Origin of the sequence: Streptomyces sp. NBC_01216, assembly GCF_035994945.1 — a bacterium.
GTDB lineage: Bacteria > Actinomycetota > Actinomycetes > Streptomycetales > Streptomycetaceae > Streptomyces.
In genome coordinates this window covers 3753771-3766221 of sequence record NZ_CP108677.1, presented here as the reverse complement: position 1 = coordinate 3766221, position 12451 = coordinate 3753771, and the positions used below count along the sequence as shown (strand labels likewise).

Here is a 12451-nt window from a genome sequence, read left to right as displayed (position 1 = left end):
AGTATGGACGAAGCCACCCCGAACACGCCATTGCTTCCCGTCGAGTGGCCGCCGGCGGCGGTCCCCGGCCAGCCGACCGCCCCCACGCCCGCCACAGACCCCGAGGGCGAAGAGGTCCTGGACCTGCTCCGGGCTGCCATCCGGCGCTACGTCGTGATGCCGAGCGACGAGGCCCTGACCGCGACCACGCTGTGGGCGGCGGCGACCCACCTGCAGACGGTGTGGCAGCACGCGCCGCGCCTGGCGGTGGTCGGTCCCGCCAAGCGGTGTGGGAAGTCGCGGCTCCTTGAGGTCCTGATCGAGGCGGTCCACGAACCGCTGATCACGGTCAACGCCTCCGCCGCCGCGATCTTCCGCTCAATCGGCGAGGGAGACCCGCCCACGCTCCTCGTCGACGAGGTCGACACCATCTTCGGCAGCCCGAAGGTCGCGGAGAAGAACGAGGAGATGCGCGGCCTGCTCAACGCCGGCCACCAGCGCAACCGGCCCACCCTGCGCGTCACCGGCCCCAACCACGAGGTGGTCAAGTTCGACACCTTCGCCATGGCCGCCCTCGCCGGAATCGGAGACCTTCCCGACACGATCATGGACCGGTCGGTCGTCATCCGCATGCGCCGCCGAGCCGAGACCGAGAAAGTCAGCTTCTGGCGCTACGGCCGCGACGACCTGGCAGTCCGCGAGCTCCGCACGCGGCTGGCGGCCTGGCTGGCCTCCGTACGCGAGAAGGCACTCGCCCTGGAGCCGAAGATGCCGGTCGAGGACCGCGCCGCCGACACCTGGGCACCGCTGATCAGCGTCGCCGACCTCGCAGGCGGGCAGTGGCCCGTCCTGGCCCGCACCGCGTGCTCGGCCATGACCGACTACGAGTCCGGGCGCGACGAGGACGGCGGGTTCAAGATCCGCATCCTCGCCGACATCCGCCGCGCCTTCACCTCCGAGGGCGACCAGCCCGCACTCCGCACCGGCCGCCTCCTGGAGATCCTCAACGCCGACCCCGAGGCGCCCTGGGCCGAGCACAGCCCCCACGGGCTCACCCCGCGCGGCCTGCAGATCCTGCTCCAGGACTACGGCATCAAGTCGGCCAACCGCCGCTTCCCCGGCGGCACCCAGGCCAAGGGCTTCACCCGCGCCCAGTTCACCGACGCCTGGACCCGCTACTGCCCGCCCGAGGCAGCCGCAACGCTCCCCGTCGAGCCCGGCGCCTGACCCTCCCCGACTCGTCCCACTCGTCCCCGCGCAGGTCAGCGCGGGGACGAGTCAGCGACCCGCAACGAGTCGACTCGACATCACCGCCCCACCCGTACCTGCCCTGACCAGCGGCGGGACGGGTGGGACGAGTCCCCACCGCTCACGGCCGCCCACGCCGACGGCCACACCCAGCCCTGGAGCCCTCCACCTTGCACCTCCCTGCTCCGAGCGCCCCGGCAGCCATGCGCAGCATCCGCGCCGGTATCGCGCGGTTCGCCTCCGGCACCAAGAACGACGACCTCAAGCGGCGTGCCGATCCCGGCGACGCGCGCCGAACACCCGCACCCGCGGGGAGTCGTCGTGTGAACCGCACGGGACGCATCGCCCTCGTCATCGGCCTGGTAGCCGTCATCCTCATGGCCTTCCGGGTCTCGTGGAACGCGCTGTCCGACGTGGCTCGTGCCATCGGCGCCGACTCCACCGCCGCCTTCCTCTACCCGATCGTCGTCGACGGCCTGATGGCCCTCGCGCTGATCGCCACACTTGTGCTGACCGACGCCGACCGGAAGTTCGCTCTGCGGGTCCTGGCGACCTATACGATCGCCAGCCTCCTGCTGAACTACGTGCACGGCCTCGTACCGGCCCTGCACACCGACTCGATCCAGTGGGGCCGACTGACCGACTTGGACTACGCGAACTGGGCCCTCGTCCTGCTGGCAACCTCACTGCCGGTCGGGTCGATCTACTTCGGGTCGGACCTCGTGGCCAAGGTGCTGCACCACAACCACAAGTCGGCCGACTCCCCCGAAACGGCCTCCGCCCAGTCGGTCGGCGAGCAGGCCCCTCAGTCGACGCCTGACCGGCCCGGATCGATCCCCGAGCAGCTGACCGAGTCGACCCCCATGAAGGTCACCGAAGTGCCCGTGACGGGGCCGGCCGAGGGAGTCGACGCAGCACCCGGCGCCCGACCGCCCCGGTCGGTCACAGCGGCGGAGTCGACCGGAGCTGCCCCGCGTCGAGCGACCGGTCGGGTCCCCGCCGCTGCCAAGTCGACCGTCGACCGGACCCTCACCGACGACGAAGTCCTCGACAAGGCCCGACTCCTGACGGCCGACTGGACCGGTGACCAGCTGACCGCCGAGCGCTTGCGGACCGAACTACGGATCGGCCAGAAGCGCGCCCGTATCCTGCGCGACCGACTGCAGGCCGAGCGGACCGGCCAGGACCAGCCCGCCCTGTACGACAGCTCCGACATCGGGTCACTCGACGACGGCGCCACCGCCCCCGTCGGCATCGCCTGACCCTCGCACCGCCCCCATCATTCCGTCCGCATCCCGGGTCCCCGTGCATCCGAACGCACAGGGACCCGGAGACCGCGCACAACCAAACACCCAGCGGAGAACCGACCCATGCACGACCCGAACCACGAACTCCCCACCACCCAGCAGGAGATAGTCACCGGCCTCAACAGCGCAGCAAGTTGTCGGGTAAGGAGTCCTTACCCGGCCTCCGCCCCGGGGGAGGCGGAGGCGTCCGGCGCCGAGGGGGCGCCGGTGTCGGCCGGCCCGGGGAAGCCGACTCGGGGAGAAGCCACGCAGCCGTCCGCGCCGCGCCGCCGTCTTCGCGAACCCACGCTGCGTGAGAAGCGCGTCCACCCCCGCTACAGCCACGACGAGTTCGCCCTCCTCGCGACAGCCGCTCACCTCAGCCGCATGTCGGTCGGCGGCTACGTCGCCGAGACCTCGCTCGCCGCCGCCCGCTCCGACGACCCCACCGCTGCGGTCGCCGACTACCGAGCCATGGTCAAGGCGCTGATGGCCGCCAATCGCCAGCTCGCGCTGATCGGCAACAACCTCAACCAGCTCGCCTGGCACCTCAACAAGGACGGCGCCTGGCCCGCGCAGGACATCGTGGCGCGGCTACTGGGCCGGGTCGAGGCATCGGTCGACGACGTGGACGTGGCCGTCGCCCAGGTGATCTCGGGGCGGTGACCACGTGATACCGAAGATCATCCTCGGCAAGGGCGCCCGCGCCACCCGCCGCCTCATCGGCTACCTCTACGGTCCGGGCACCGCCAACGAGCACACCGACCCGCACCTGGTCGCGTCCTGGAACGGCTTCGCCCCCGACCCCGGCCGCAGCCCCCGCCGCAACCCCAGGGACGTCGAGGACCAGCTCGCCGCACAGCTCGACCAGCCCGTGAGGATGCTCGGCGACAAGGCCCCGACGACCACGGTGTGGCACTGCCCCGTGCGTGCCGCCCCGGAGGATCCGATCCTGACCGACGCCCAGTGGGCGGACATCGCCCGCCGGATCGTGGCCGCCGCCGGCATCGCCCCCGAAGGCGACGAGGAAGCCTGCCGCTGGGTAGCCGTACGCCACGCCGACGACCACATCCACATCGCCGCCACCCTCGTACGACAGGACGGCCGCCGCCCCCGACGCGACCACGACATCCGCGCCGTCCAGCGCGAAGCCCGCAAGATCGAAGCCGACCTCGGCCTGCGCCGCCTCAACCCCGGCGACGGCACCGCCGCCAAACGCCCCACCAGCAAGGAACACTTCAAGGCCAAGCGCCAGGGCCAGGACACCACCACCCGCGAGATCCTGCGCATGCGCGTCCGCCGCGCCGTGGCAGCCGCCTCCACCGAGACCGAGTTCTTCGCCCTGCTGGAGGCGACCGGCGTGACCGTTCGTCCGAAGACCGGACCGTCCGGCGACGTCCTCGGCTACAGCGTCGCCCTGCCTGGCGACCTCAACAAGCACGGCGAACCGGTGTGGTTCTCCGGCTCCACCCTCGCTGGCGATCTCTCCCTGCCCAAGATCCGCCACCGTCTCACCGACACCGTCCCCGAACCGGTCACCGCCCGGCAGGCCGACCCCTGGCACCCGGCCACCGCCGCCACCGAACGCATCCCCCACCACCTCACCCACAGCAGCGACCACATCACCCAAGGCCAGCTCGTCGCCCTCGGCGGAGCCCTCGACCTGCTCCCGCTCGCCGCACCAGCCGCCGCGAGGAGCGAGCTCGAACGGGCCGCCGCCCTCTTCGAGCGCGCCACCCGCTCCCGCATCACCGCCGACGCCGACAGCGCCCGCGTCCTGCGCCGCAGCGTCCAGACGATCCTGCGCACCCCCGCCGCGACTCGCGACGGCGCCGGGCTGGCGATGCTGCTGGACGCCGCCCTCATCGCCGTGGCCTTCGCGAAGCACTGGCACCGCACCCACCAACACGCCCAGCAGGAAGCAGCAGCCCAGCAGGCCCTCGTCCACCTCCAGACCGCATACGCCCAGGTCGCCGTCCCGGTCCTGGACGACCTCGCCCGCCGCACCCCCGGCATGCAGACCAAGCAGCGCTACGCCCGCCACCTCCAGCAGGCCGCCCCCGACCACGCCGACCGCATCCTGAAGGACCCCACCTGGGACGCCCTCGCCACCGTCCTCGCCGACGCCGAAACGGCCGGCCACAACCCGACCACCCTCCTCGGCCAGGCCCTCGGCCAACGCACCCTCGACGACGCCCGCAACCCCGCCCGCGCCCTGACCTGGCGCATCCACCGCCTCGGCCAACGCCACGCACCGGGCCCCCTCGCTCAGGCAGCCATTGCCCGCAGCACCACACGACGCCCCAACGCTCCGATCCGCCCCGCGACAGGCACGCCAACCGTCGTGCAGCAGCAGCCGCACGTGCGGCGGCGTTGATCGGACGACGTGTCGCCGAGGGCGCAAGATGGTCGGCTCGTGCAGGCCAATTTGGGCCGTCCTCGGCCGGGATCACCCTCTATTGAGGCGGCATGTTCACGGAGTGAACAGCTGGGGCGTTCACTCCGTGAACGGCCTCCTTGTTCACTGAATGAACGGGGCAAGCAACCGGTGCGACTGGCCGGGCAGTCCTATGACGACCGGGTGACATCGAGGCCGCGGTGCCCCGGAATGCGCTGCAGTCGCCGCCCCGCCATGTTCCCCAAAGGAACATCGAATGCGTTCCCTTGGGGAACAGCCGTCGCGTTCCCCAAAGGAACGGCGATCACTTTCCGGAAGAGCCTGCGATCTTGCCATGCAGCAGCTCCAGCGCCTCCTCCCACCGGAAGCGGTCCGCTCCACCGCCCGCCTTGGGGCGGTGCGGCTCGTACGACCCGACCAGCACGCCCATGTCGCGCAGCTGATCCAGGCTGCGGCCGTACGCCGGGTGGGCGGCCATGGCTGCGTTCACGTACGGCAGGACAACCGTCGGGATGCCCATCCCGTATGCCTCGCACAGGATGCCGAGGGCGAGGGTGTCGGCGATGCCGGCTGCCCACTTGTTGACCGTGTTGAACGTGGCGGGCGCGACGGCAATGGCATCGGCCGGCGGGAGCGGGCGCGGGTCACCAGGGCTGCGCCAGGCCGAGCGGATCGGGTGGCCGGTCTGGGCCTCGATCGCCTCGGTGTCCAGGAAGCCGAGCCCCTGGGGTGTGGCTATGACCCCGACGCCCCAGCCCTGCTCCTGCGCGGCGGTGATCAGCTTGTGGGCGTCGTCCGCGATGCCGGCGGCGCAGACGACGACGTACAGAAACGGCTGTGCGGTCACGCGGGGACTCCCAGTCGGCGGCTGAAGTGGTGGAGCTCGGGCAGCGTACGTCGCCGGTCCCGGGCGGCCATGTCGGCGACCAGGTCGCGGACTGCGGGGCGGCGTACGTCCTGGGCGGCGCATGTCTCGGCGATCCGCAGGGCCTGGTAGCCCTCGGCGAGGCGGCCCTGCTGGTTGTAGGCGCGGGCTGCTTCGACCCACAGAGCCGCTCGGCGTTCGGGGACGGGGATGTGGCGGCGCATGAGAGGCGCGGCAGTGTTCAGGGCGATGCCGGCGTCACCGAAGGCGACCGCGGCGCTCACCGCATGAAGGGCGACGTTGGTCGGGCTGAAGTTCGCCCAGGCGTCGGGCCGGTCGAGCGCGACGTAGCGGGCGACGTCCCCGGCCTCGTCCAGGAATTCGCGAGTGGCGGCGCGGTCGCCGGCGGTGCTGGCGGCCGTGACGCCCCGCAGGAGGAGCAGGCCCACGGCGGCGAGGTAGCGGGGTGAGCGCTGGTCGTAGGCGCCCGCGAGCTGGCCCGCCGTGTGCCGGACGAGTGTGACCGCCTGGGTGGTGTGCTTCTCGCGGGTTAGGACGTGGGCGTGCACACGGACGCTGGAAGCGAGGACGACGGGGTCGCCCGAGCGCTCGGCTTCGGCCAGGGCGCGGCCCACCGCGAGCCAGGCGTTGCCGTGGTCCCCCTGCTTGAGCAGCAGGCTGGTCGAGGTCTGGTACGCGGTGGCCAGGAGTCCGGCCATCTCGGCCTCGTTGCGGTGGTCGCCTGCGGCTTCCCGCAAGTCGGCGAGGAGACCAGGCAGGGTCGTCTCCAGCTCCGCGTAGTCGCACGTGCAGAACAGGCGCCGGGCAGCGGCGACCCTGGTTTCCAGGGAGCCCGTATCTGAAGAGCCTCCCTGACCGGAGACCGTCCGCGGGCTGGGGAGGAGGGCGCGGACGAGGTCGTCGTGGGCAGCCGTGGCAGGGGTGGTGGGGGCCGTGAGGGACGCGATGCTCGCGGCGAGGAAGGTGCGGCGGCGCATGTCTTCTGTCTCGGGATCGTCGGTTGGTGCTGCTGACGGGGCGGGGTCGCTCAGGCCGAGGACGTGGAGCGGGATGCCGAGTTCGGCGGCGACTGCGCGTAAGACCCGGGTGTCTTCCGTGCCCCGTCCGCTCTCCAGGCGGCTGAGCTTCGACTGGTGGTAGCCCAGCGCGGTGGCGACGTGCGTCTGCGAGCGGCCGGTGCGCTGTCGGGCGTGCTTGATCGTCTCGCCGATCTTCTCGGCCTCGGTCTTCACGTCTGCCATCCATGCCCTTCCGTCCGCGTCGAGCATGCCCCTGCGGTCGAGCGTAGGCGAGCGGTTCCGGGGCGTCATGCAGCTTCTGCATAGAAGATGCGGGACGGGCACAGGGCATCGCGAACGGCGGTTCCTGCGCGGTTCCTTGGGGTGGTCGATCCGACTCCTGGAGGCCGCTCGTGGAAGCGCACCAGCTCACCTTCACTCTCCCGCCGACACCGATCGCCGTGCCCACGGCACGACGCCAGGTGCGGGAGGCCATAGCCGCCTGGCCGACGCTGCCCGCGACGTCGGAAGCCGTCCACACGGCCGAGCTGGTCGTCAGCGAGCTCGTCACGAACGCGGTCCGTTACGCCGGTCACCGGCCGATCAGCGTCGTGGCCCAGCTCTCCGACGCGGTTCTGCGGGTGGAGGTCAGCGACGCGAGCCCCGCTCTTCCGACGCCGACTCTGCCGGACCAGGACAGCGAGGGCGGACGTGGGCTCTTCCTGGTCGGTGTCCTCGCGGACCGCTTCGGCACGGCGCCGACGGAGTCCGGCAAGTGCTGCTGGGCCGAGATCGACATGTCCGGCTCGCTGCCGGACGGCGCCATTTCCGCCTTGTCCCTTCCCGCGCAGAGGAGTTGTACGTGAGTACCCGCGTCCCCGCCGTCACGTCTCAGGTCATCGCGATCCGGCCCGGTCGGCCCCTCAAGGGTGCCGTGACGGTCGACGGTTCGAAGAACGCCGCACTGCCACTCGTAGCCGCTGCAGCAGCCCTCCTTCGCCCCGTCCGTCTCGACAACGTGCCCGCCAGCTCCGACGTCCAGACGCTGCTCGGCCTGCTGCGGCAGGCGGGCTGGAACACCGCCCACCCAGTCGGTGACAGCCGCACCGTCCTCGTCCTCCCCGGCAAGGCGACCCCGACGCCTGACGGCCTGGGCGAGGCCGCGTCCAGCATCCGTGCCTCGTACTACCTCGTCCCCGGCCTGATCGCCCGCTGCGGCCGGGCACGGCTTCCCTGGCCGGGCGGATGCCGGATCGGCGACCGCGGCATGGAGCAGCACTTCAAGGTGTACGAAGCCTTTGGCGACCGCGTCCGCGTGAACGACCACGGGTACGTCGTCGAAGCCGGCAAGGCGGTCCGTGACACGGTGTCCCTGGTGCTGCCATTCCGCTCGCGCGGGGCGACGATCGCCGCGGTGCTGCGCGCCGTGGTAGCGGGCACGCCCCTGAGGCTCGGACAACCGAACCTCTCCCCGGAGGTCCTCGGCGTCCTGAACGCGCTGACGGCCGTGGGGTACGAGTGCCGTGCCGGCGAGCGCGTCCTCACACTCGCCCCGCCTTCCTCCGATCCGGAGGACGTGCCCGTATGGAACGTTCCGGGCGACAAGATCGAGGCCGGGACCCTGGCCTGTGCCGTGGCCGCCACCTGCGGCACCGCTCGGATCGAGGGCGTCCACGGACCTGACGTCGCGCCGTTGGTCACCGCCCTGCGTCGAATGGGTATCCCGATGACCGACGAACCGGGGACCCTAGTCGTTCGCGGTCGGGACATTCAGCCGACGGGCCGGCCGTTGCGGGCCATGGCCTCCCTGGCCCCCGGTGGCCTCGATGCCGACTTCGAACCGCCGCTCCTCGGCCTGGCCCTGGGCTTCCCCGGCACCCACGTGTTCTCGGACCCGATCAACCCCGGGCGCCACAGCAACCTCATCCCGCAGCTCGTCCGCATGGGTGGCGAGATCACCGAACTGTCCTCCACCGAGTGCCGGTTCACCGGCCCCCAGCGATTGACGGGTGCCGGAGTGGAGGCGACCGACATCCGCACGGGCTCGGCACTGATGGTCGCCGGCCTCACCGCCCGCGGCGTCACGACCCTCGGCGGGGTCGACCAGATCCGCCGCGGCCACGCCGACCTGCCCGGAAAACTCCTCGCCCTCGGAGCCGACATCTGCGAGGTCACCCCATGACCCCAGCCAGGCGCTTCCATCGGATCATCGCCACCACCGACGTCCACTCGGCCTTCGCCGACGCCGTGCCGGTACTCACGCACCTGCACGCCGTGAGGCACGACAGCCTCGTCGCCGACTGCGGCGACTTCTTCGAGGGCACCGGCTACTACCGGCTGGGTAGGGGCACCATCGAGCGGGAGATCCTCACGACGCTGTACGACGTGATCGCTCCCGGCAACCACGGGTGGCCCCACTACTTCGAGCCCGGACTGCGCGAGATGACGGTCTGCGCCAACGCCCTCGACGACGCCACCGGGCAACCGCTGTTCGAGCGCCTCCGTGTCGTCGACGTACACGGCCGCTAGGTCGCCGTTACCGCGGTCATCGGTGAGAGCGCGTTCCACACCATCCCCACCGGCCAGCGGGCCGGACACCGCGTCACCGACCCTGTGACCGCGCTGCGCGAACTGATGCTGGAGCACCACCACCACGTGGACTCGTGGATCGTGCTGTCCCACTCCGGCTTCGACGAGGACCTCAAGCTCGCCGGGGCCTGCCCGTTCGTGGACGTCATCTTCGCCGGTCACTGCCACAGCGACGCCTACGGTCCGGTGCACGTCGGCGACACCCTCGTGGTCAAGGGCCGTGAGCTGGCCGCCGGATACGCCGCCGCCGAACCCGTCGGCTCCGGCTGGGCCGCCCGTACCGCCGTCTTCCCCGCCCCAACACCGGTCCCGGACGACCTCGCCGCCCTAGACGAGAAGATCGCCTCCACCTGCCGGATGCTCGCCACTCCCCTGGGCACCGTCAACGAGCCCTACCGCAACACCGTCCTCGACCGCCGCCAGCTCCTCCAGGACATCGCCTCCCGGCTCCACACCGGCCTCGGCGCCGACGCCGTCGTCCTCAACGACACCGCCCTGCGCCCCACCCGCCTCGGCGACGTCCTCACGCTCGGCGACCTGATGGCCATCGAGCCGTTCGACAACCAGCTCGTCCACGCCTTCCTCCCTGACAGGTACGCGGACGCCCCGGACAGCTTGCTCAAGCACCTGACCGAGCAGACCGGCCCCTTGGCCCTCGCCCCTTGGCCGCTGCCGCAGGGCATCCGGTCCGTCCTGACGACCGACTACCTCGCCGACACCCACCTCGGCGGACGCACCCACCAGGCCGGCCTCCGCCTGGGCGAGGCCGTCCGCCGCACCCTCGCCACCCCGCTGCCCGACCAGGAGGAAGGCACACGATGATCCTCACCGGCCCCGAGATCACCGCCGCCGCCCACGACGGCCGCCTGGCGATCAGCCCGTTCGAACCCGGGCAGGTCAACCCCAACAGCTACAACGTCCGCCTCGGCCCCACTCTGCTGACCTACACGACCACGGTCATCGACGCCCACCAGGCGAACCCGACCGCAACGGTCGAGATCGGCGAGGACGGGTACGTCCTCCAGCCCGGAGAGCTCTACCTCGGCCACACCCTCGAACAGGTCGGCTCCGACACCTTCGTCCCGCTGCTGTTCGGCCGCTCCTCCGTCGGCCGGCTCGGCCTGTTCGTCGAGATCACCGCCCCCATCGGCGACATCGGCTTCCACGGCCAGTGGACCCTGATGCTCTCCCCGATCCGCCCCCTGCGCGTGTACGCGGGCATGAAGATCGGGCAGATCATGTTCTTCGTCTCCACCGGCGACATCGACCTGTACGCGGGCAAGTACCAGGCCGCCGACGGCCCCCAGCCCTCCCGCTACTGGCGGGACACCACCCGCGTCGGGGCGGTCGCCTCGTGATCCTCACCGGCCCCGCGATCACCGCCGCCTTCCGCGCCGGCGAGATCACCATCGACCCGTACGACCCCGCCCGCGTCTCCCCGAACGCCTACGACTGGCGCCTCGGCAACACCCTCCGCGTCTGCGCCGGCGATCTCGACGCCGCCGCCCCCACCACCTACACCGAGCAGACGATCCCCACCACCGGCCTGGTCCTCCAGCCCGGACTGCTCTACCTCGGCGTCACCCACGAGCGGACCGGCTCGGAGACGTACGCGCAGATGCTCAACGGCGACCGCACGATCGGAGCCCTCGGCATCTGGGTCCATGTCTCCGCCCCGCTCGGCCACCAGGGCCACGCGATCCGCTGGACCCTGGAGATCCGGGCCGCGCGGCCCGTCCGCGTCTATCCGGGCATGACCTTCGGCAAGCTGGTCTTCCTGACCACGCAGGGCACACCGGCCAGCTACCAGCAGCAGCTCGCGAAGTACGCCGCCACCGAGGGCATCGACATCTCGCGCCTCTACGAGGAGATCGGCGGAAGCAGCCGATGAACTCCCTCGCCAGTCCCGCCCCGGGGCCGATGGCCGCCACCTTCCTGGACCTGCCCGCCGGCAGCCCCGGCGGCAGCGTCGAGCTGTTCCTCGACCTCTACACCGGCGAGAAGCCCCTCATCCCCGCAAGGGCATTCATGCTCGCCCCGGCCGGACCCCGTCCCCGGACGCCGGCCGGCCTCGACCTGCTCAGGGCGGGCGGCAAGTGCTTGGAGGGGCCGGCCTTCGGCCGCTACGTCGCCGCCCTGTGCAGAGCCCTGACGGCGGCGATCACCCCATCCCGGATCGACGTCCTGCACCTGCACCACCTCGCCTTCGGCGCAACTCCCGCCCTGATGAGGGCCCTGCCCGCGCACCCTCGCATCGCCCTGGTCCACGGCACCGATCTGCTCTTCGCCGAAGCCCACCGCGACCAACTCCAGGTCCTGAGGGCAACCGCCCGGGCCGCCGACGCCATCGTCGTCCCCACCGGCGCCATGGCCGACCGCCTCCTCAAGCTCGCGCCGCAGACCGACCGCCGCAAGATCACCCACATCCCCTGGGGCATCCCCGACCGACTCCTCACCCACCCGCCCGCCCGCACCGCCCACAGGACCAAGAGCCACCTCCGCCTGCTGTACGCGGGCCGGCTGACGGCGGAGAAGGGCGTCGAGGCCCTGATCCGGAGCGTGGCCCCGCTCCAGGGCGTCGAGTTGTCGATCGCCGCCCCCATCGCTCAGTTCCGTGCGCTGGCCCCACGGCTGCAACGGGCCGGGGTGCGGGTCCGCTATCTCGGCTGGCTCCGCCGTCCCCAGCTGTGGAAAACGTTCGCCGAACACGACGTGCTCGTCATGCCCTCCACGACCCTGGAGGCCATGGGCCTGGTAGCCCTGGAAGCCCAAGCCTGTGGCCTCCCCGTCCTCTACCAGCCCGTCCCCGGCCTCAGCGAAGCCCTCGCCCGCTCCGGTATGGCCACCGACTTCACCCATCCCCCAGCCGTCGCTCGGGACCTCAACCGGCTGCGTACCGAATCCGCCCTTCTCCCCACTCTGCGGCACGCCGGATATGCCAACGCCGCCCTGTACCCCCTGTCGAAGACCGCCCGCGAACTGGCTGAGCTCGGCCGCCGACTCACCTGAGAACGGCCCACGCCGACCGGCACGCCGCTGCCCGGCCCGACCGGCCCACCTCACTACG

At 71.6% G+C, this 12451-nt stretch carries 11 protein-coding genes and 1 pseudogene; 10 read left to right on the top strand and 2 right to left on the bottom strand.

What is annotated here, in order from left to right; all coding sequences use genetic code 11:
- The first annotated feature begins 3 nt into the window (after window positions 1-3).
- The 4 genes from OG393_RS16590 (at window position 4) to OG393_RS16575 (ending at window position 4890) form a co-directional block, all read left to right on the top strand.
- Window positions 4-1206 (top strand): DUF3631 domain-containing protein, encoded by a 1203-nt coding sequence (locus OG393_RS16590; protein ID WP_327378454.1) that lies wholly within the window; start codon window positions 4-6, stop codon window positions 1204-1206.
- Window positions 1207-1604: 398 nt separating this feature from the next.
- On the top strand, window positions 1605-2489 hold the full coding sequence (locus OG393_RS16585) for a DUF2637 domain-containing protein (RefSeq protein WP_442817421.1): 885 nt from the start codon (window positions 1605-1607) through the stop codon (window positions 2487-2489).
- A gap of 108 nt (window positions 2490-2597) precedes the next feature.
- Window positions 2598-3179, top strand: coding sequence for a plasmid mobilization protein (locus OG393_RS16580; RefSeq protein WP_327375427.1), 582 nt, complete (start codon window positions 2598-2600; stop codon window positions 3177-3179).
- A 4-nt stretch (window positions 3180-3183) separates the two neighbouring features.
- Window positions 3184-4890: a relaxase/mobilization nuclease domain-containing protein gene (locus tag OG393_RS16575; protein ID WP_327375426.1), complete on the top strand. Its 1707-nt coding sequence runs from the start codon at window positions 3184-3186 to the stop codon at window positions 4888-4890.
- Window positions 4891-5215: 325 nt separating this feature from the next.
- Here OG393_RS16575 and OG393_RS16570 read toward each other — a convergent pair whose 3' ends face one another.
- A complete protein-coding gene (locus OG393_RS16570) occupies window positions 5216-5758 on the bottom strand; it encodes a flavoprotein (RefSeq protein ID WP_327375425.1) in 543 nt (180 codons plus the stop codon).
- Window positions 5755-7038: a helix-turn-helix domain-containing protein gene (locus OG393_RS16565; RefSeq protein WP_327375424.1), complete on the bottom strand. Its 1284-nt coding sequence runs from the start codon at window positions 7036-7038 to the stop codon at window positions 5755-5757. Before OG393_RS16565 ends, OG393_RS16570 begins: the two co-directional genes overlap by 4 nt.
- 170 nt (window positions 7039-7208) lie before the next feature.
- Between OG393_RS16565 and OG393_RS16560 the strand changes: the two genes are divergently transcribed.
- From OG393_RS16560 to OG393_RS16535, 6 genes and pseudogenes are all read left to right on the top strand, one after another.
- Window positions 7209-7661 (top strand): ATP-binding protein, encoded by a 453-nt coding sequence (locus tag OG393_RS16560; RefSeq protein ID WP_327375423.1) that lies wholly within the window; start codon window positions 7209-7211, stop codon window positions 7659-7661.
- A complete protein-coding gene (locus OG393_RS16555; protein WP_327375422.1) occupies window positions 7658-8977 on the top strand; it encodes a UDP-N-acetylglucosamine 1-carboxyvinyltransferase in 1320 nt (439 codons plus the stop codon). The genes OG393_RS16560 and OG393_RS16555 overlap by 4 nt, the downstream gene beginning before the upstream one ends.
- Window positions 8974-10206: pseudogene (locus tag OG393_RS16550) on the top strand (metallophosphoesterase). Before OG393_RS16555 ends, OG393_RS16550 begins: the two are co-directional and overlap by 4 nt.
- Window positions 10203-10742 carry a dCTP deaminase gene (dcd, locus tag OG393_RS16545; RefSeq protein ID WP_327375421.1) on the top strand — a complete coding sequence of 180 codons (540 nt, stop codon included), beginning with the start codon at window positions 10203-10205 and terminating at the stop codon, window positions 10740-10742. Before OG393_RS16550 ends, dcd begins: the two are co-directional and overlap by 4 nt.
- Complete coding sequence (locus tag OG393_RS16540) at window positions 10739-11275, top strand: dCTP deaminase (protein WP_327375420.1); 537 nt, start codon at window positions 10739-10741, stop codon at window positions 11273-11275. The genes dcd and OG393_RS16540 overlap by 4 nt, the downstream gene beginning before the upstream one ends.
- Window positions 11272-12393, top strand: a complete 1122-nt coding sequence (locus tag OG393_RS16535) for a glycosyltransferase family 4 protein (RefSeq protein WP_327375419.1) — start codon at window positions 11272-11274, stop codon at window positions 12391-12393. Before OG393_RS16540 ends, OG393_RS16535 begins: the two co-directional genes overlap by 4 nt.
- Window positions 12394-12451 lie beyond the last annotated feature (58 nt).

Excerpts from the sequence above, each read along its gene's own strand:
- OG393_RS16585 (WP_442817421.1), top strand. The coding sequence starts at position 1,605 with ATGGCCTTCCGGGTCTCGTGGAACGCGCTGTCCGACGTGGCTCGTGCC.
- OG393_RS16535 (WP_327375419.1), top strand. The coding sequence starts at position 11,272 with ATGAACTCCCTCGCCAGTCCCGCCCCGGGGCCGATGGCCGCCACCTTC.
- dcd (WP_327375421.1), top strand. The coding sequence starts at position 10,203 with ATGATCCTCACCGGCCCCGAGATCACCGCCGCCGCCCACGACGGCCGC.
- OG393_RS16565 (WP_327375424.1), bottom strand. The coding sequence starts at position 7,038 with ATGGCAGACGTGAAGACCGAGGCCGAGAAGATCGGCGAGACGATCAAG.
- OG393_RS16580 (WP_327375427.1), top strand. The coding sequence starts at position 2,598 with ATGCACGACCCGAACCACGAACTCCCCACCACCCAGCAGGAGATAGTC.
- OG393_RS16590 (WP_327378454.1), top strand. The coding sequence starts at position 4 with ATGGACGAAGCCACCCCGAACACGCCATTGCTTCCCGTCGAGTGGCCG.